This is a genomic window from Clostridium sp. KLE 1755, from assembly GCF_000466465.2.
In the GTDB taxonomy this organism is placed as follows: domain Bacteria; phylum Bacillota; class Clostridia; order Lachnospirales; family Lachnospiraceae; genus Eisenbergiella; species Eisenbergiella porci.
Genome location: NZ_KE992733.1, coordinates 22,470 through 40,860, shown reverse-complemented (window position 1 = coordinate 40,860; position 18,391 = coordinate 22,470). Strand labels below are relative to the sequence as shown.

At 47.7% G+C, this 18,391-nt stretch carries 17 protein-coding genes; 6 read left to right on the top strand and 11 right to left on the bottom strand.

Features of this window, described 5'->3' with window-relative positions; translation table 11 throughout:
- The first annotated feature begins 43 nt into the window (after positions 1-43).
- Complete coding sequence (locus HMPREF1548_RS17665; RefSeq protein WP_035322726.1) at positions 44-1,270, top strand: ATP-binding protein; 1,227 nt, start codon at positions 44-46, stop codon at positions 1,268-1,270.
- A 138-nt stretch (positions 1,271-1,408) separates the two neighbouring features.
- On the opposite strand, the gene HMPREF1548_RS17660 is transcribed toward HMPREF1548_RS17665, so the two are convergent.
- The 6 genes from HMPREF1548_RS17660 to HMPREF1548_RS17635 form a co-directional block, all read right to left on the bottom strand.
- The gene (locus tag HMPREF1548_RS17660; RefSeq protein ID WP_021637763.1) at positions 1,409-3,910 is read right to left on the bottom strand and encodes an ABC transporter permease; all 2,502 of its coding nucleotides are present in this window, start codon (positions 3,908-3,910) and stop codon (positions 1,409-1,411) included.
- Positions 3,907-4,581 carry an ABC transporter ATP-binding protein gene (locus HMPREF1548_RS17655; protein WP_021637762.1) on the bottom strand — a complete coding sequence of 225 codons (675 nt, stop codon included), beginning with the start codon at positions 4,579-4,581 and terminating at the stop codon, positions 3,907-3,909. Before HMPREF1548_RS17655 ends, HMPREF1548_RS17660 begins: the two co-directional genes overlap by 4 nt.
- 212 nt (positions 4,582-4,793) lie before the next feature.
- Positions 4,794-5,804 carry a HAMP domain-containing sensor histidine kinase gene (locus HMPREF1548_RS17650; RefSeq protein ID WP_021637760.1) on the bottom strand — a complete coding sequence of 337 codons (1,011 nt, stop codon included), beginning with the start codon at positions 5,802-5,804 and terminating at the stop codon, positions 4,794-4,796.
- A gap of 5 nt (positions 5,805-5,809) precedes the next feature.
- On the bottom strand, positions 5,810-6,481 hold the full coding sequence (locus HMPREF1548_RS17645; protein WP_035322738.1) for a response regulator transcription factor: 672 nt from the start codon (positions 6,479-6,481) through the stop codon (positions 5,810-5,812).
- A gap of 84 nt (positions 6,482-6,565) precedes the next feature.
- Positions 6,566-7,414 (bottom strand): hypothetical protein, encoded by an 849-nt coding sequence (locus HMPREF1548_RS17640; RefSeq protein ID WP_021637758.1) that lies wholly within the window; start codon positions 7,412-7,414, stop codon positions 6,566-6,568.
- 13 nt (positions 7,415-7,427) lie between these two features.
- Positions 7,428-7,769 carry a sensor histidine kinase gene (locus HMPREF1548_RS17635; protein WP_021637757.1) on the bottom strand — a complete coding sequence of 114 codons (342 nt, stop codon included), beginning with the start codon at positions 7,767-7,769 and terminating at the stop codon, positions 7,428-7,430.
- Positions 7,770-7,864: 95 nt separating this feature from the next.
- Here HMPREF1548_RS17635 and HMPREF1548_RS29095 point away from each other — a divergent pair, with 95 nt between their 5' ends.
- Positions 7,865-8,155 carry a DUF3502 domain-containing protein gene (locus tag HMPREF1548_RS29095; RefSeq protein ID WP_021637756.1) on the top strand — a complete coding sequence of 97 codons (291 nt, stop codon included), beginning with the start codon at positions 7,865-7,867 and terminating at the stop codon, positions 8,153-8,155.
- A 172-nt stretch (positions 8,156-8,327) separates the two neighbouring features.
- On the opposite strand, the gene HMPREF1548_RS17625 is transcribed toward HMPREF1548_RS29095, so the two are convergent.
- The 3 genes from HMPREF1548_RS17625 to HMPREF1548_RS29585 form a co-directional block, all read right to left on the bottom strand.
- Positions 8,328-9,011, bottom strand: a complete 684-nt coding sequence (locus HMPREF1548_RS17625; RefSeq protein ID WP_021637754.1) for a class I SAM-dependent methyltransferase — start codon at positions 9,009-9,011, stop codon at positions 8,328-8,330.
- Positions 9,012-9,319: 308 nt separating this feature from the next.
- On the bottom strand, positions 9,320-9,916 hold the full coding sequence (locus tag HMPREF1548_RS17620) for a hypothetical protein (protein WP_035322736.1): 597 nt from the start codon (positions 9,914-9,916) through the stop codon (positions 9,320-9,322).
- 254 nt (positions 9,917-10,170) lie between these two features.
- The gene (locus HMPREF1548_RS29585; protein WP_021637751.1) at positions 10,171-10,308 is read right to left on the bottom strand and encodes a hypothetical protein; all 138 of its coding nucleotides are present in this window, start codon (positions 10,306-10,308) and stop codon (positions 10,171-10,173) included.
- Positions 10,309-10,512: 204 nt separating this feature from the next.
- On the opposite strand from HMPREF1548_RS29585, the gene HMPREF1548_RS17615 reads away from it, so the two are divergent.
- From HMPREF1548_RS17615 to HMPREF1548_RS17600, 4 genes are all read left to right on the top strand, one after another.
- The gene (locus HMPREF1548_RS17615; protein WP_021637750.1) at positions 10,513-11,202 is read left to right on the top strand and encodes a response regulator transcription factor; all 690 of its coding nucleotides are present in this window, start codon (positions 10,513-10,515) and stop codon (positions 11,200-11,202) included.
- Positions 11,199-12,230 carry a sensor histidine kinase gene (locus tag HMPREF1548_RS17610; RefSeq protein WP_021637749.1) on the top strand — a complete coding sequence of 344 codons (1,032 nt, stop codon included), beginning with the start codon at positions 11,199-11,201 and terminating at the stop codon, positions 12,228-12,230. The genes HMPREF1548_RS17615 and HMPREF1548_RS17610 overlap by 4 nt, the downstream gene beginning before the upstream one ends.
- A gap of 137 nt (positions 12,231-12,367) precedes the next feature.
- Positions 12,368-13,042: an ABC transporter ATP-binding protein gene (locus HMPREF1548_RS17605; RefSeq protein WP_021637748.1), complete on the top strand. Its 675-nt coding sequence runs from the start codon at positions 12,368-12,370 to the stop codon at positions 13,040-13,042.
- Between the two features lie 5 nt (positions 13,043-13,047).
- Entirely contained in the window at positions 13,048-15,471 is a 2,424-nt protein-coding gene (locus HMPREF1548_RS17600) for an ABC transporter permease (RefSeq protein WP_021637747.1), read from the top strand.
- Between the two features lie 224 nt (positions 15,472-15,695).
- Here HMPREF1548_RS17600 and HMPREF1548_RS17595 read toward each other — a convergent pair whose 3' ends face one another.
- Both HMPREF1548_RS17595 and HMPREF1548_RS17590 read right to left on the bottom strand, forming a co-directional pair.
- Positions 15,696-16,298 carry an HAD family hydrolase gene (locus tag HMPREF1548_RS17595; RefSeq protein WP_035322734.1) on the bottom strand — a complete coding sequence of 201 codons (603 nt, stop codon included), beginning with the start codon at positions 16,296-16,298 and terminating at the stop codon, positions 15,696-15,698.
- Positions 16,299-16,427: 129 nt separating this feature from the next.
- Positions 16,428-18,347, bottom strand: a complete 1,920-nt coding sequence (locus tag HMPREF1548_RS17590) for a glycoside hydrolase family 36 protein (RefSeq protein ID WP_021637745.1) — start codon at positions 18,345-18,347, stop codon at positions 16,428-16,430.
- Positions 18,348-18,391: the final 44 nt, after the last annotated feature.

The following is an 18,391-nucleotide window of genomic DNA, read 5'->3' as shown; positions in this document are numbered from 1 at the left end:
TACTTGGCTCGTTGCTCGCGGGAATAAACAGGAGGCAGATGCGATGATTGAGCGAAAAGAATATTTACAGCGTCTATATGACTGGAAAGACGAACAGGTTATCAAAGTAGTCACCGGAATCCGCCGATGCGGTAAATCCACTCTGCTAAAGCAATATCAGGAAAAGCTTCTGCAGAGTGGTATTTTACCGGAACAGATTATTTCCATCAATTTTGAAGATTTGGAATATGAAGAGCTGCTGGACTACAAAGCTCTGTACCGTTATATAAAAGAACGGCTCTGCGAGGGGAAAATGACTTATATTTTTCTGGATGAAATCCAGAAAGTGGATTCCTTTGAAAAAGCAGTAGACAGTATCTATATAAAGGATATGACGGATATCTACATCATCGGTTCTAATGCCTATATGCTTTCCGGTGATCTGGCAACACTGCTGACCGGAAGATATGTGGAGATTTCCATGCTGCCGTTTTCCTTCCGGGATTATTATGCTTTAACGGCTCCTGAGCTGTCACCTGATGCCGCTTTTGCGGATTATATGCGCTACGGCGGCTTTCCATATCTGTCCACAATGAAAAAGACACCGGAAAAGGCTGCGGTCTATCTGGAGGGTATTTATAATACCGTTATAATAAAGGATATCGAAGACCGGCAGAACCGCAGGGAAAATGATCCGTCCAAGCGGAAAATAACCGATATTGCACTGCTGAAAACAATCGCCCGCTATCTGGCAAGTGTGGTCGGCAGTCCCGTCTCCGTTAAAAGTGTTACGGATTATCTGACCTCAAACGGACGTAAAATCTCCCCTAACACCGTAAGTGATTATATGGAAGCCCTGAAGGAATCCTTTATATTTTATAAAGCCGATCGTATCGATATCGTTGGAAAACAACTTCTGAAATCCAATTCCAAATGGTACGTTGTTGATTTGGGGCTGCGCAGCCACATGCTTCCCCGGCAGAAGTACGATTTAGACTTCTCCATTGAAAATATTGTCTATTTTGAGCTGCTGCGCCGCGGCTGCCAGATCAATATCGGAAAATCAGGAAACACGAAGGTTGATTTCGTCGCACACAGTCAGGATGCCTGCTGCTATTTCCAGGTAACTGCAGACATGACCTCTGAAGAAACCTTCTCCAGGGAAATGAGGCCGCTGGAATCCATCCGTGACAATTATGAAAAAACCGTCCTCACGCTGGACAGATTCACCGCCGGCAATTACAACGGCATCAAAGTAATCAATGTTATTGACTGGCTGCTGAATCCATAAAACAAAAATACCAATCCCCGAAGCCGAGAAACAATCTCCGGGGACCGGCTTTTCTTTTAAAGGACCAGTTCATCTATTTCTTCTGGAATGGCAAATAACGCTCCTCTCTGATCAGCTTCAAAGAATCACCATACTCTGTCATTCCAGATTTTCTATAGCCCCAACTATGCTCATCCCGGCAATTTTCCTTAAAGGGATGCAGGTCGCCGCCAGACAGGCTGTGATTGAAAGAGCCGTGGCCTGAACCATCGGAAGAAAGGGCAAAGGCGCCAGGCTAAGTTCCTCCTGCGCCGCCGCCTGTACAAAAACAGTGCAGATATATCCGGCGGCGCATCCGAGAATGGCGGCGATCAGGCCGTAATAAACACCTTCCCAGAGAAAGGTCCGGTAAAGGCTTCCCACGCTCATGCCGATAGCACGCTGTGTCCCGATTTCATTAATCCTCGTGTGGATATTGGTATAGACGGTGTTAACGATGTTAAGCAGCCCAATCAGTCCTATAAAAAGTATCAGCCCCCAGGCGAGCATTTTAATCTGGGCGAAGCTTTCCTCCAGCTGTTTGTCCGTCTGCTCAAAGGAGAGACAGCTGGTTCCCGGTATCCGGCGGGACAGCTCCTCCAGCGTGGTGTCGAATGCTTTTCTGTCCGCATCCTTTTTCAAAACAGGAAGTATCTCCTCATAGACGCTTTTGCCCGTAAGCTCTGTGTACAGGCCGTTGTTTACAATCATCTGAACACCGTTGACAAACCCGCTGCTTCCGATGCTGATATAGCCGCCGTAATCGTCCAGCACATACAGAACAGGGATTTCCTTTCCCCTAACGTGGATGGTTTCCCCTGCCCGGATGCCGGTTCTGGGAACCTGCTTCCCGTCATAGGCAAAAGGGACAGGGTTGCGGATTACGCAGCCCTCACCGGCTTTCAAAGCCTCCAGCTGTTCTTTTGTAAGCTGTGCTTTGAAAAATTTATCCATATACAGCCCGCTGAGTCCGGCGACCTGAAAGGTTTCGCCTGGCTGCAGGGAAAAATCCAGGGCCATCTCTTCTATTCTGTTTTCATCGTTCTGCAAGTATATGGAAAGCTGCAAAGCGGCGGCGGCCTCCACATTTTCATTTTGTTCCAGCTCTTCCAATATCTCCGGAGTAAAGCCAACGGTTTCATTGATCACGGAATAATCCCCCAGATGCGCCTCCTCCAATGAGCCTGCCGTATTCAGCAGGGAAACAAAGCTTTGCAGGGCAATAAAAACAGTAATGCTCATAACCAGGGATAATATGGTAATGGCCATCCGCCCCCTGTTCCTTTTCAGGTTGAGACGGGCATAATAAGCTTCAAAGCTCCTGATCCGTTTCACCTTCCGCCCTCTGCGCCTGACTCTGGTATCGGTATGGGATATCGCCACGACAGGCGGCACATTCGCAGCCGACCGGGCGGCAGGCAGGGCCGCAATCAAAGCAAAGCCTAAAGTGATAACGGCGCTCAGCGCAAGGAAAAGGCCTTTCCCGCCGCTGTTTTCTGCAATCAGCCGTTTCAGCTGTGCGGTATCGTTCACTAAAAAAATGTCCGGTGACAGCATTCCGGCCGCGGCGGACAGAATCCCCTCTGCCGAAAACATCCCCAACAGCATTCCGGCGGGGATTCCGCCAATACATAACAGGAGGATTTCGGTGGTGACGATGGCGTAGAGCTGTCCTTTTTCTCCTCCCATGGCCCGCAGCGTCCCGAACTGTCTGATCCGTTTGGATACGGCGATCTTCAGAATGTTATAAATGACCAGCCCCGCTGCCAGCAGGACCAACGTCCCCGCCAGAAGGCCCGCCACCGTCAGAAATGGAAAGCCCTGATCCGAAACCTCCGTATCGGCGGCCTCTTCATCATAGGGTATCCCCAAAGCCCTGAGATACGTCACATTATAGATTGTGTCCAGCTCATGGACATGAAGACGTGAAACCAGATCATCCATAGTATCCTGAAAGGCGCCCTTTTCAGAGGTGCGGATGTCCACAAGATAGTAAATATAGGAATCCGGCAGGACCTGTTCCGCCGTCCCCTCTCCCACAATGCCGCAGACGATTCCCGCCGCATAACCCATATAATTGCTCTCAGTAATCCCTGTAAGGATAAAATTAGACTGATACGTCAATTCTTCTGTTTCAACGCCATGCCGGAGCGTTTTTGCCGCCGTGAGGGTAATGGTATCGCCCACCTTGCCCTCAACCCCCATCAGACGCAGCGCATCCTCCGGCAGCGCGATTTCCATCGCCCGTTCCGGCAGCCTTCCTTCCCGTAGCCGCGTAAAGGATGGAAAAATCTTCCCGCTGCCATCCCGGAACTCAATCAGATCCAGATGAAGCGCCCTGCTCAATTCCACCGTGCCCAGGCTTACGGACACCCCCGTATAAGAAAGCCTGGGATCGTTTTGCAGAGCCTCCGCCTGCTCCTCATTCATCTGCACAAACGTCGCATAACGGTCGCCTCCAATCGCGATGGCCTGCTGCTGCCGCATGGCGGAAAGAACGCCGGCGGACTGCCCGATCACTGTTGTCATCGCCGTGGACAGGATGATTGCAGCCAGAATTAAAAAAGAGGTCATTTTCTGTGCCAGAAGCTCTTTAAAAGCCAGTGTGCGATATGATTTCATCCTGCCGTCACCTCCGAAAGCACGCCGTCTGTGATATGGAACTGCCGTTTTGCCATCCGCGCTATACGGCTGTCGTGGGTAATGATTACGAGGGATTTATCCATATCCTCCCAGATATTCTTCAATACCTCCATGACCTCGCTGCCGCTGCGGTTATCCAGGTTGCCTGTCGGCTCGTCGGCAAAAATAATGTCAGGCTGCGCAATCAGCGCCCGTGCAATGGCCACCCGCTGCTGCTGCCCGCCGGACAGCTCCCCCGGCAGATGCGTCAGGCGGCCGCCAAGCCCCAGGACATCGGTGAGCCGCTTTACATAGGCTTCCTCCGGCTGCTTTTTATCCAGCAGGAGGGGCATGATAATATTTTCCCTGGCCGTCAGTACCGGGAGCAGGTTAAACTGCTGGAATACAAAACCGATGCGCCTGCGCCGGAAGGCGGACAGCTCCCTGTCGCCCATGCTGTAAATATCCCTGCCATCGTAAGTCAGGCTGCCCGAGGACGGCCTGTCCAGCCCGGAAAGCAGGTGGAGCAGCGTGCTCTTCCCGCTTCCCGACGGCCCCATTATGGAAATGAATTCCTTCGAGGCGATCTGTAAATCCGCTTTATCCAGAGCCACCACCCGGTTCTCGCCGCTGCCGTAAATCTTTGTCAGTCCCTTTGCCGTTATGTTCATAAAAAAACACTCTCCTTTTCCAAGTAATAAGGAGAGTGTAGCGCATGGATCTCAAGAAACGCTCAAGGCTATTTATTAATTTGAAAAACCGCCGTTGCGGCCGCTCCATGACCCTGTACATTTTTCAGCGTCAGCGTTCCGCCATGTTTCATGCAGATCATCCGACAGACATACAGTCCCATGCCAAAGTGCTCCGCATCTTCCTTCATTTTTCAGAAGGGTTTCGGCCCGTCCTGCACGAGAGCGGCGGGATAGCCGGGGCCGTCATCCCGGACAGATAACGTAAGGAAGGAATCCCGGATACCGAGACGGAGGGCTATCTCACGTTCCGCAAAGCGCGCGGCATTCCCAAGCAGGTTCTCCGCCACTGTCAGAAACAATCCATAATCCAGAAGCACCGTACCTGTCCCGGACTGCTGTCCCGGGGCAGAATTATATATCTCGGACTGCTGCCCCGAGACGGTATCTGCCGCCTTTTCCCCAGCGCAGACAGACACCTTCAGTTTCGGAGCCAGCAGCCTCGCCGTTTCTTCCAGCTCCTCAAGCAGTACAGCACAGGATACTTCCTTTTTGCAGACCGGCATTTGCTCCAGCCGCTGGATGCTGCCCATCACCTCCACATACTGCTCAATGCGCAGCGTATAGCTCTCAAGCCGGGAAAGCGCCTGTTCGTCCGCCGTCCCCTGCCGCAGCTGCTTCACGGTACCCTTCAGGACCGTTACAGGATTGCGGAGATCGTGGGAAAAGGCCGCGTTCAGCCGCTTTCGTTCCTCCGCCTGCCTCCAAAGCTCCTGATTTGATTTTAATAATTCTGCTCTCATGGTTTCAAACGCCGCACACAGCTGCCCCAGCTCATCGTCCGACACCACCGGAATTGCAAAATCCAAATCCTGCTTCCTGATGCGCAGCACACCTTCCTGTAATATCATAATCGGCGCCCTGCATTTCAGGCGGTAGAACAAGGCCCCCGCACCGGCAAGGCCGCAGACCGGAAAAAGAATACAGGAAAAAATCTGGATATACCCCAATGCCGCCGACACCGCCCTCTGTTCCCCCGTCGGTTCCTCCAAATAAGTTATCATCCCATCCGGGCCAAACGCAATGCCTCCGGCGGGAAAGGCTGAACGGAGCGCGCTGCAGCCAGCCCAGACCGCGGCCGTCAGAAGCAGGGAGCCTAAAAGACACATGACGGCCAACAGGAAAAAGGCCTTCTTTAGCCCCATATTTTTTATCCGTTCCACTTATATCCGCACCCCCAGACCGTTTCAATATAATTATGAAGCGTATGCGCGCCCAGCTTCGCCCGGATTTTCCTGATGTGCTCCATAACAGTATCGCTGCTGCCTTCACCGTCAATACCCCAGACGGTTTCATAGATACGTTCCCTCCCGAAAACCTGCCCCTCATTCAGAGAAAGAAGCTCCACGATATCAAACTCCCTTTTTGACAGGGCCACCGGTTCACAGCCTGCCGCAACCGTCCGGGCTGAATAATCAATAGCCAGCTCACCGAAGAAACGGACCGTCATACATTTCTCCCGTCGTTTTTCCCGCCGCAGATGTGCGTCCACTCTGGCTCCCAGTTCCTCCAAATCAAAGGGTTTCACGATATAATCATCTGCCCCGGCCTGAAAGCCGCTGATTTTATCCGCAGACTCCACCCGCGCCGTCAGAAATAAAATGGGACAGCTGATATATTCCCTTAGCCTCCGGCAAACCGCAAGGCCATCCATTTCAGGCATGTTGATGTCAAGAAGAATAAGCTCCGGATTCCGGGCGGCCTTTTCCAGCGCTTCTTTGCCGCTGTATGCGGTCAGGACCTCATATCGCGCCTGAAAATAACTCTTCATCATATCTACTATGCCGTACTCGTCATCCACGATCAATATTTTCTGTTTCATCACCTTTTCTCCCATTTATTTCTATCCTATTATGTTAAGTATAAACGGTAATTCTCAAGATTTTCCCAAAATGGGGAGGGAAAATTAATTACTGTTTTTCCGTATTCCCTCCTTCTGTTTCCCTCCTATAACATCCTCCAGGAAAACCGGCCGGTATCCGTTTTGGTGGAGAATGCACAGGGCGGAATGAAGCTTCTCCTCAAAGTCCGGCTGCCAGGCAGCATAATCTTCATAAAAATACTGCTCATGGGTCATCAACTGGATAAACGGCGTATGCTGCCCCCGTTCCACATTCTGAATTATGTTTTCAATAATAGCTTCCGTCTCGCCGAACCCATGCTGGTTCAGAATGATATCGTTGTGCGCGAAGGTCAGGCCCGTCTGTGCATCATATACGAATTCTCCCCTGCGAAGTTTTTCCGCCTCATCCGGCGAAAGATGATAATGAAGGGCTTCCCTTCCCGTTTTTTCATAAAACATGCCAATCAGGCCTCTGATACCGTGATTTCCAAGCATGGAACAGCCCTCCGGGGACGCTGCCGCATAATGTATGGTAGTGGTGCGGGCCACAGCGTCCGGTCCTGCGATTCGGTAAAGCTGTGACATGACATCTTCAAAATCGCGCTCCAAAAGCGCTACATCATCTTCATAAGGATATGGGGGATCATTATGGCGCGCATGAAAAGAAAATTTAAGCCATCCCGAATTTTCTTTTAATTCCTTTTTATAAATATCGGGAACATCAGCCAGTGAAAAACTTCCGGGATAATAGCTGTAGAACATATTGAGCTGAAACTTGCAGCCAAATTCTTTATGCTGACGGAAGAGCATCGCCAGATAAGGGCTCTGTAATAAAGACGGTTCCTTCCGCCGGCAGGCATTTTCCATAAAACGGATGTTATCATCAAGCGTAAAACAATATATTTTTTCCATAAATGTGCTCCTTTTATTCGTTGGAAATTTCAATGACTGCCGGAATATGGATTGTGACCACCGTCCCGGCGCCCGGGACGCTTTTGCAGGATAATCCATATTCGTATCCATAGGCTATCTTTAAACGGTCAATAATATTTTTAACACCATATCCGCCCGGCTCCCGTGCGATTTCACCCGGTGGAGAAGAAAATACCGCATCGGCTTTTTCCTGTGGCATTCCGATTCCATCATCGGCCACCTCTATATATACGTCTTCCCCTTTCCGGTATCCATGTACCGTAATGGTCCCCGTTCCGTCCTCCCGTTCATAAATTCCATGGATCGCCGCATTTTCAATGATTGGCTGGAGCACTATTTTTATAATGTACAGATTTTCGATTTCAGGGGAAATATCCCTACGACACCAACGGCAACTGGGGCATCCGAAATGATAAATACTGGAAATCAGTGGAAGGCGGAATCCCCAATTATGACAAATTATATGACAAGTGGATAAAAACAGCGCAGGCAGGGGAATTCGCAGCATTTACCTTTAACAATGAAAGTGTGAAAAATCAGGTTGCAGCTATGAATGATATTTATAACACCAATATCAAACTGCTCTACCTTGGCTTTACAGATGATCCCCAAAAGGACATAAAGGCAACACAGGAAAAGCTGAAGGCCGCCGGAGCCGATGAGGTTTATTCGGAAATGACACGGCAGGCAAAGGAATGGAAGGATTCTTTGCAGGAATAGGCGGCAGTATATGATCTTATTGGAAACAGTCTCTGTCCGGCAAAGACTCAGGCCATAACCAAAACGGTCCGCGGACAAAGCGCCGCGGACCGTTTTCTTATCCGCAATGCATTGTCCCTATACTCTCCGGGCAGCTTCCCATACCATCCATCCGTGCAATGTCGGCCGCCCATTATTTTTTGGGAGCCGTTTTTTTCAACAGGAACAGACGGTTCAGTCCCTCCTGCCACGGATACCTGAACTCCATATAGCGTTCCACGCGGCCATAAGAGGCCAGTATCCTTTTCCAGTGTTCCGTTGTTTCCTGATGAAGCCGGAGAACCCCGTCTTCCTCATACAGATGATCCCCCATTTTCTGATAATCAAACCTTTTTAAGTCCTTGGGGGAATAAAAGGGATTCAGTTTAATGAACCAGTACCCTCCGGGGGCAAGAACACGATCCAGGTTCCGCAAGACGCTCTCGTCCGCCTTCTTTGGCATCACGTCCAGAACGTTTGACAATATGACTCCGTCAAATTCACCGGCCCCAAAGCCGGCCAGCAGACTGCTGTTTCCCGTAAAAAAATGCAGTCCCCGGTATCCGCTCATATTTGCCGTCTTCCTTGCAAATTCAATCCCCCGTTCCGCCTCATCGATTCCAACGCCTTTTTTCCCCGGAAAATTCTGGATATATTGAAAAATAATATCTCCTGTTCCACATCCAAAATCCAGTACATAACTGGTTTTTTCGCCGAATTCCCGCAGACAGTTATCAAAGCCCGGTTCCACTGTCAGGTCCGTATTCCTCAAATCCACTGCCTGATATTCTGAGTAGATTTCATTCCATATACCTGTTTTTCTTCCATATGATTCCATTTATCCCCTTTCCGTTTCTGTTTCAACCTGCATTCCCGGCAACACCTGATACTTTATAATAATTTTTTAATATCACCTTCTTCCCTCATATATAGGACACCCTCAAAACAAAGCGAGGAGTCAGATCCTCTGCCCCTCGCCGTTTAATCATATTATATGGTTATTCCATGGAGATGTATTTCTCTTTCTTATCTGACTACGTTGTACCACTTGTTACCGGCGCTGTCAATATAGCTGTCACCAGCGCCACCACCCGTTTATTTCCCTGGCTTCTCCTTTCGTTCGGAACAAAGTAACGATTATTTAATCTATGAATACAATATCATACCGCCGTTTTCCCGGTATCCACTGTTCCACAATTCCTGAAAAGACAAATACCGGTAACCTCCATAGGTTGTTTCTTTTACATAAAGCTCCCCCTCGAACTCTTCATATCCCGTCAGCATGAACCAGTGCCACAGCAAATCCTTGAATTTATTATTCTTATGCCGAAGCAGCAGATACGGAATCGGGAACTTACTGTCAATCTGATTCTTTACCACCTGCATCGCTTCCTGTACCGGATTGGAATCTGAGTAAGCACCCAACTGCAAATCCGTGTTGCCAATATCCCGAAGATACCTCCCCATTCCATCCACATAGATATCCAGCCGATCGATTCCTTTCAATCTTGGCCGCAGATATGGCTTCATCAACATGGAAAAATCCAGATAATCACTCTTATTGAGATTTTTAATATCAAACGGATACAGCTTCTTCTTCACGCCTGCTTTTTCCATTGAAATACAACTGTCACAAGCCGCGGCGGCAGCACATCCGCCCATATGCATCCAATAATCCCGAAACCAGTCCTGATTCCCGCCAAATGAATTTTCTATATAAAAATACTCCAATTCCTTTTTCATATATATCCGCTCCTGTTCCTGTATAAACAAGCTTCCGGGTTCCTCATTTTCCTGCCATTCCTTCATGATATCCAGAGGGAAGCAGTCCTCTACGACAAACTTATTATACAACGAAAAGGACCTGAGTGACAGACTTTACCATATCTTTTAGCCTGCCCTCAACTGCCTGAAAACATCCTTTCAATACAATTTCTTTTATGCTGCCGCAGTCCCGTCCCTCGTCAGAGCGGCGGTTGTATCAATCAGGACTACCATCAGGCGCTGCCAGGTGCTGTTTTAATGGACAATGCTATTATACGCAGGTGTTCCGCAGATGTTTTGGAGTAACACCGGGCAGATAATTGATCTGTACCGAGCTTTTCAAAGCCGGGATAGTCTTTTGCTTTCGCCATATCACATCCCCATCTACATTCCATAATTCATAGCGTATACAGGAAATGATAGAATATGCAGTTCAATTACGGTTTATAATTCGTATATAATCCTTGCGTTGCATTTCGTACCGCAATATAATAAAAACAAATTGCCTGCTGTAACATTTTACGGACATTCACCTGTTATAATAATTTCAAAACCCTAAAGCGAGGAATAATGATATGAAACAGATTTTGATTGTCGAGGACGATAACCTTTTGAATAAAACGTTGGCCTACAATCTGGCGTCTGACGGCTACGGGATTACTTCCGCTGCGAACGCAAGGACAGCCGCCTCTGCTCTGAAGGCAGAAGTGTTTGATTTAGTGCTGCTGGATATTAACCTGCCCGATGGCAGCGGTTACGACCTGTGCCGCCTGCTCAAACCGAAATACCCTGACACGGTGGTAATTTTCCTGACCGCAAATGATCAGGAGTGCGACCAGATACGGGGCTATGAAGCCGGAGCGGTGGACTACATCACAAAGCCCTTTTCCATCGGGGCCTTACAGCGGAAAATCAGTGCCATGTTCGCCATGTTGGAACACCATAAACCGGCAAAGGACATTTACGACGACGGGCGGCTGTTTCTGGATTTTTCGGAGCAAACCGCCAGCTTGAACGGCAAGCCCCTCCCCCTCTCCGCTATGGAATTTAAGATGCTGAACCTGTTCTGCAAAAATCCGAAGCAGGTGTTGACCCGCCAGCAGCTTTTGGAAAAGCTGTGGGACGTGGATGAAAAATATGTGGATGAACATACCCTTACCACGTCTATAAGCCGTATTCGCAGCAAGATTGAGGCAGACGGAGAAAACTATATCAAGACCGTTTACGGGATGGGCTATCAATGGATGGGAGGCGAAAAGAAATGAAGCTAAATCGCCTCTCTGTCAAAAGGCTGTGCCTGCTGATTGGGGCCGGGGCGCTGCTCTCCATGTTGGCAATTACCATCACGTTTTATGCCCTGACTGGAAATAAACTGTTTTTTCTTATGGGCGCTGCGCTGATGATCTGCGCCCTGTTTTGGCTATTCCTGCTGGTGCTGTTCTTTGGAAAGCGGCTGTCCCTCTTTACTTCCGAATTATGCCGGACATTGGATAACATGATCAACGGCAGCGCCGAACCGCAAAGGGCCAGTGACAGCGAAACACTCTTTGCCCGGATCAGCCACCGCCTGACCCGGCTCTATGAGATTATGCAGGAAAACCGCTGTAGGGTGGACGAGGAACGCAAGGAGCTTCAAAGCCTTGTATCGGACATTTCCCATCAGGTAAAAACGCCGGTCAGCAATCTGAAAATGGTAACGGACACGCTTTTAACAAAGCCGGTCACCGAACAGGAACGGACGGAATTTTTGCAGGGAATCCGCAGCCAGACGGATAAGCTGGATTTTCTCTTTCAGGCGCTTGTAAAAACCTCCCGCCTGGAAACCGGGGCAATTCTGCTGACAAAGAAAGATGGTTTGCTATTTGATACCCTGGCACAGGCCATGAGCGGGATTGTCTATGCTGCGGAGAAAAAAGGCATTGCCGTCACCGTGGACTGCCCGCAGGATTTACGCCTGTACCATGACAGCAAATGGACAAGCGAAGCCTTGTTCAATCTTCTGGACAACGCGGTAAAGTACACGCCTGACGGGGGAAAAATCCGCGTGACCGTGGAACAGTGGGAAATGTATGTAAAGATAGATGTAAGCGACAACGGCAAAGGAATTTCCGAGTCCAATCAGGCCGCCATTTTCCGGCGATTTTACCGGGAGGAAGAAGTACACGGAGAGTCGGGCGTAGGTATCGGCCTGTTTCTGGCCCGTGAGATCATTACCCGGCAGGGCGGCTATATCAAGGTGGTGTCCGAAGTCGGCAAAGGCTCTGCCTTCTCTGTTTTTCTTCCCAGCCGGTAATGCAAGCGGCAGCCTGCCCTCCATCGGCTGGCCGCCGCCTTTTCAGTCATTTTTTGCCGCCTCGGACATTTCTGAGACATTTGTGGTTTACACTGGCTTCATCAACAGGCGGAAGCCTTGAAAGGAGCATTTCTGATATGCGTATTTTACAGACGATTGACCTTAAAAAGTATTATGGCGTTAAACCCAACATTACCCGCGCTCTGGACGGTGTAAACTTTTCCGTGGAGCAGGGCGAATTTGTGGCCGTGGTGGGAACCTCCGGCAGCGGCAAATCCACGCTGCTTCACATGATGGGCGGACTTGATACGCCTACCTCCGGTAGCGTAATCGTCCGGGGCGACGAACTGGCAAAGAAGAACGATAAAGAACTGACGATCTTCCGCCGCCGCAATATCGGCTTTATCTTTCAGAACTACAATTTGGTGCCGATCTTGAATGTGTATGAAAACATCGTCCTGCCCGTGGAGCTGGATGGCGACACAGTAGATCAGAACTTTATGGACGGCGTGGTGCGTATGCTGGCCTTGGGGGATAAGCTGAAAAATATGCCGAACACCCTCTCCGGCGGCCAACAGCAGCGTGTGGCGATTGCCCGCGCCCTGATTACCAAACCGGCGATTATCCTTGCCGATGAACCGACCGGAAACCTGGACAGTAAAACCAGCGCCGACGTTCTGGGACTTTTGAAGCGCACCAGCGGGGAGTTTCGCCAGACCATCGTCATGATCACCCATAACACCGAAATCGCCCAGCTTGCCGACCGTATTGTGCGGATTGAAGACGGCAGGATCGCCGTCGAAAGGAGATAACCGGAATGACATGGCCTTTTGAAAATGATACCAACTTTTTTGTAAAGAAAATAGCAAAGGCAGACTTGAAAAGCCACAAAATGAAAACTGTGCTTTTAAGTATCATTATTATCCTGTCAACTTTCCTGATGGCAGTTGTATTTATTGTCTTTCTGAACGATGCCCTTGATCGGGCAAATAGTTCTGCTTACCATGCCATGTATCAAGCCGTCTCCCCTGAAACCATTGCAATCTTGGAAACAGAACCTCAATTTGACAAAGTGGGTTTTTATAAGTATTTTGGCAGCAGCACGACAGAAAGCGGACGGGCCAATTATGCTTATATGGATAAAATGGTTATGGATGCGACTGGATGCCATATTCTTGGCGGGACGTTTCCCCAAAAGGAAAACGAAGTTTTAGTATCTAAACAATACTTGAAGATCAGCGGACAATCCCATCAAATTGGCGATATGATAACGCTCTCCTATATTGATAGTTTGACCCACCGCCCAGTGACACGGGATTTCAATATCTGTGGCTTGATAGAAAACGCGGAACAGGAAAAAGCAAAGCAATACGATTTTTTGTTTTCAGATGCTTACCGGCTTTCCGTGATTCAGGAAAATGCCGATGTGGAAACTTCCCGTTTTACAGACCAACGTCCGGATACGCTTGACGTGGTTGTATGTTTGGATACATCATCCTCCAGCATGACGGCAGAGGAAACACTGGAGTTACTCAAGGCAATTGGAACCTCTGCCGGAGTAAGCGATTACAATGTTATCCTGAATTATGATTATATCGAGGGTGTAAAATTTGAGCCGACGCAGATTTTTCTGTTTGCCTCCTTTGCCCTGCTGCTTATGTTTGCAAGCAGTTTTGCTATATACAGCATTTTCTATATTTCCGTTACAGACTCTATCCATACTTTCGCACAGCTAAAATCGTTAGGGACAACTGGAACGCAATTAAAAGCTTTCTTGCGCGTTCAGGGAAACATTTTGGCAATACGGTGTATTCCTGTCGGGATGCTGCTTGCATTATTTTTCGGAATGTTGCTTTCGTCAGGTACATGGATTCTGGAAGACATGGTAATTGCGTTTGCTTCGGGCCTTTTAATAAAATGTGTTATCAGTCTTTCTCTACAAAAACCCACAAAAATCTTAGCAAAGATTTCTCCGATTGAAGCTATGAAATATGTTGAAGCCAGAGACCAGAAATGCCATAAAACCTTAAACAAAATTACGCCAAAAAGCCTTGCTGAAAATAGTCTGAGGGTAAATAAAAAGAAAAACAGGATGTCCATAATCTCACTTTCCATAAGCGGGACACTAATTATTGCTATGGCGCTGTTCATTGGTTCCATAAACTTAAAAACTATGATGCTGCAAACCTATCCGCTGAATGAAAACTTCATGATTGGCGTATCACTAGATAATTTTTATGAACGTCTGCCGCAAATAGCAAAGGATAATCCTTTTACGGACGATCTTTTACGGGAAGTGACTAATATTGTCGGCGTTGAAAAAGTAATAAAGGATGAAAGTATCATCGTCCGGGTAAAAGCTCCCATACTCACAGACAGCGATGGAGAACCCATGCGGGAAGTAATAAATTCTATATCGCCTGAACTCATTGAAAATGTGGGAGAAATTGTAGATGGTAATGTGGATTATACAACTTTGGGAACAGATGGCGTCATATTAAACCAGTTTCGGATTGATAGAAGCAATGTCCCAATGGACTTTAGTGTAGGTGATAAAATTACCTTTGAGATCAATACCGGGGATGGCGTAACCGAAAAAGAATTTTCCGTAAAAGGAATTGCCTATTTTCAGGATGTTGGGCTGTTTTATGTATCTCCTGATACTATTCATGAAGTATCTTCTTATAATTGGACAACACATATTTCAGTTTTCTGTGCGCACGATAATGAGCGGGCAGTGCAAAACAGCCTGCAGGAATTGGTCAACAGGAATACAAATCTCACTCTGAAAGTGTATCTGGACGATTTTTCAATGATCGAAAACTGGATGAATGCAATTATGGGCAGTGTTTACGGTGTTTGTTTATTCCTATTCCTATTTGGTATCCTTAATATGGTAAATATGCTGATTACCAGCATGATCGTGAGAAAGCAGGAGTTTGCACTGCTGCAGGCTGTAGGAATGAGCGGAAAACAGCTGCGGTCGATGCTTTATCAAGAGGGACTTGGCATAAGTCTGAAATCCCTTTTAGTGTCTGTCATTTTAGGTGTCGTTTGTGGTTATGGGCTTTCTTATCTGGGCCGCGACATTCTTTCTTTTAAGTTTATTTCGTTCCATTTTTCTGTGTTCCCTGTTTTGCTGTTTGGTATATTGATGATTGGGCTTCAAATGGCAATCAGCTATTCCATTTGCAAAACGATTGAGAAAAAGACATTGACTGAGCGGCTGCGATCAGAATAACGCAATTGGCAGTGATTTTCTGCTGAAATGCGTTTAGCTTAGCGGAGAATGTCCCAACTTGAAATATTTTTTTTAGAATAGTTATCAAGATTATAAGCTGCCATTTCTGGGTGAAGGGCTGGTTAAGCAGCTCTTCACCCAGAATCTATAATACAAGCAAAAGGGCGTGGCTTTCACCATGCCCTTAAAAAATATTCTTTTATCTACAGTTTTTACTATACTTTTTATTCCACACCCATTTTCTTTAATTCTTCCATCGCCTGTGCCTGATTTTCAAAGCAAATGCCATGGATTCCAAGCCGTTTGGCAGCCTCCACATTCATCTGCATATCATCTAAAAAGACGCATTCTTCCGCCTTCAGATGATAACGATCTAAAATCAAATGGTAAATCTCCGGCATAGGCTTGAGCAGTTTATCCTGAAAAGACAGGATCCCGCCATCCATATAAGGGAGGAAATCCAATGCAAGCCAGCATTCCTGCAATATTTTCCGGGATATATTAGACAGTACCAGTACCCTATAGCCTTTTCTTTTCAGTTCCTTCACCCAGTCAACAGCATAACCGTAATGTGTCATTATACCAGTGATACTGCTTACTGCCTGTCTGATTTCAGCTTCAATTTCAGGATCATTTTCCACAAAAAGAGAAACTATAGCTTCATCGCTCATACAGCCACGGTCATATTCGTTCCAGTCACCGCTTAAAACAGTGGCACGGCCCAGCCGGTCCGCCATCGCCGCATCAAAGCCCAGCTTTTCATAGTACTCATGCCAGGCAAATCCTGCAAGTACATTCCCAATATCAAAAATAACCGTCCGAATCATATTTTTATTCCTTTTCTGCTTTTGACAGACCGAGGGAAAGGACTTCAATTTTGTTTTCATTCCACTGTCAAAGCAAAAAACAAAAAGAAGTCCTTTCCACCGATGTGATATTCTAAGAGAACGCAATTATCAAAGATTGTTCCACAGCTTCTCATAATCCGGAACAACATTTTCGTCCTCTGCAACAAGATACAGACGGCAGCCATGAGGAGGAATATCCACTACCAGCTGATCTTTCCATAATTCCTCTTTTTCCCCTGTTTTAAAGCGAAATACATTCCAACCGGAAGGGATTCCGAGACTTTCCAGCGTATAGGCAGCGCGGAAATCCGTTTCCGCTTTGTTCATGACAAACACAAGTGCCTTTTTTTCCTCTTTATGTACCATCACAATCTCCGGCCGAACTTCGGAAAGAAACGGCAACGTGGGCTTTCTCCGTTTATCGGGCTGAATAAATTCAAAAAGCTTCTCTCTGTCGGGCGCTATCCGATGAAGCGGGTCTGAGGTATAAATACAGCCTCCCGATAAAGCGGCCAGCAATGCCAAGCTGTGAATATCACGTTCTGTCAGTCGAATCTGGAAATCCCGAAGCATCACCGCATCCGGGTCTGTCTGGAAATAATTATGGTTCATATAATTGCTGCCAACCAGACAGCGCATCATATTCTGAGGACAGAACCCGCCATCCCATCTGGAACCGACATCCCCGCCGATTCTCATACCATCCGCATAGCCGACGAACGGTAAATAAGGCGCGATACAGCCAAGCCAATAGCTTTCTTCCCCGATCGCTTCCCGAATCACCTGTAAAAATTCCCTGAAATATTCCACAGAGGTTTTACCCGGTACATAACGCTTCACCCGGCTGCTGTCCTGAAGCCCCCAGAGCATAAAGTCTGTCTTAAACAGCTCTACACCCCATCCCCGGAAGGTTGTAAAGACCTTTTTCATATAGGCCATGGCATCCGGATGGGAGGTATCCAGGCAATAGTATTCTTCATCCTGATAGCCCCAGACCTTGGGTTCATTATCCATAACCCACAAAACCAAAGGCTTTCCTTCCAAATCGTGTAATATCCAGTCCGGATGCTCCCGATACAGCCTGCTTCGGTTTCCTACCATAAAAGCGCCCACCCAGACGCCCGGTGTATATCCGGCCTCACGAATCTCCCGGAATGCCGCTTCCAGCCCCTCCGGAAACCGTTCACTGGGTTCCAGCCAATCCCCCATGGACGGGCAATAGCCTACATCCATCTGAAAATACCTGATTTTCTCACCGCTTCCCTGCCCGGCAAAGCCCTTTACATATTCTCTCAACTGAGCCATGTCAAAATTCTGGTAGCAATAATACCAAGAGCACCAGTGATACGCAGGAGGCATGAACAGTCTCGCGGACATATTCCGGCCAATCTCTTCCGCTGCCTTATTCAGGCCGTCTTCCAGGGAATCTGTCAAAATAAACTTTACTTTTTCAAAAACCTCCTGCCCTCTGTTCGTATTTTCCATTCTTACATGGAAAGACAATTGCTCCACTTCCTCCATGTTTCTGAGATCATCTCCGTCCGTGTACCGGTTTTTCTCACCGGCATTCAATTCACAGATTGTCTCATAATGGTTCTGGGAAGTAGTGTAAATCGTAAGGAAATCTTTTCCATACTGCAGAGAACATAAGCCATAGCTTAACAGAGTCCCTTTTTTCAGAATTTCTTCTTTCCCGTAATAACCAGTGTCCTTTCCCATTCCTTCCGCTGCCTGGTAGAAGCCTTCCGCCTGAATATCCGCCAGCAGGAAAAAATGAATGGTATGGACTGGAACCTCATAATTTTCCAGCGCATATTCCAGTGCAAAGCAATTCTCATCAGCTTCCGGCAGCCTGCACGCGATATTTCCATGCGCTGTCACCCATACCACACGCTTATCCTCTCTGATAATCTGTAATGCATGGACGGGATGTCCGTCAATACCGGGATACATATTTTTGATAAGACAGGTACTTTCATTGTATACCGTAAGGCTGCCGTCATTTTCAATTCTGCATGATAACCCCATTTTTTCTTCTCCTCATTGATTCTTTCCTTCACAAAATCTCTTGT

Coding starts and splice junctions, on each gene's coding strand:
- HMPREF1548_RS29585 (WP_021637751.1), bottom strand. CDS start 10,308: ATGGCGAAAGCAAAAGACTATCCCGGCTTTGAAAAGCTCGGTACAGAT.
- HMPREF1548_RS17655 (WP_021637762.1), bottom strand. CDS start 4,581: ATGAACATAACGGCAAAGGGACTGACAAAGATTTACGGCAGCGGCGAG.
- HMPREF1548_RS17660 (WP_021637763.1), bottom strand. CDS start 3,910: ATGAAATCATATCGCACACTGGCTTTTAAAGAGCTTCTGGCACAGAAA.
- HMPREF1548_RS17640 (WP_021637758.1), bottom strand. CDS start 7,414: ATGGAAAAAATATATTGTTTTACGCTTGATGATAACATCCGTTTTATG.
- HMPREF1548_RS17605 (WP_021637748.1), top strand. CDS start 12,368: ATGCGTATTTTACAGACGATTGACCTTAAAAAGTATTATGGCGTTAAA.
- HMPREF1548_RS17590 (WP_021637745.1), bottom strand. CDS start 18,347: ATGGGGTTATCATGCAGAATTGAAAATGACGGCAGCCTTACGGTATAC.
- HMPREF1548_RS17610 (WP_021637749.1), top strand. CDS start 11,199: ATGAAGCTAAATCGCCTCTCTGTCAAAAGGCTGTGCCTGCTGATTGGG.
- HMPREF1548_RS17650 (WP_021637760.1), bottom strand. CDS start 5,804: ATGGGGCTAAAGAAGGCCTTTTTCCTGTTGGCCGTCATGTGTCTTTTA.
- HMPREF1548_RS17615 (WP_021637750.1), top strand. CDS start 10,513: ATGAAACAGATTTTGATTGTCGAGGACGATAACCTTTTGAATAAAACG.
- HMPREF1548_RS17645 (WP_035322738.1), bottom strand. CDS start 6,481: ATGAAACAGAAAATATTGATCGTGGATGACGAGTACGGCATAGTAGAT.
- HMPREF1548_RS17665 (WP_035322726.1), top strand. CDS start 44: ATGATTGAGCGAAAAGAATATTTACAGCGTCTATATGACTGGAAAGAC.
- HMPREF1548_RS17595 (WP_035322734.1), bottom strand. CDS start 16,298: ATGATTCGGACGGTTATTTTTGATATTGGGAATGTACTTGCAGGATTT.
- HMPREF1548_RS17620 (WP_035322736.1), bottom strand. CDS start 9,916: ATGAAAAAGGAATTGGAGTATTTTTATATAGAAAATTCATTTGGCGGG.
- HMPREF1548_RS17600 (WP_021637747.1), top strand. CDS start 13,048: ATGACATGGCCTTTTGAAAATGATACCAACTTTTTTGTAAAGAAAATA.
- HMPREF1548_RS17625 (WP_021637754.1), bottom strand. CDS start 9,011: ATGGAATCATATGGAAGAAAAACAGGTATATGGAATGAAATCTACTCA.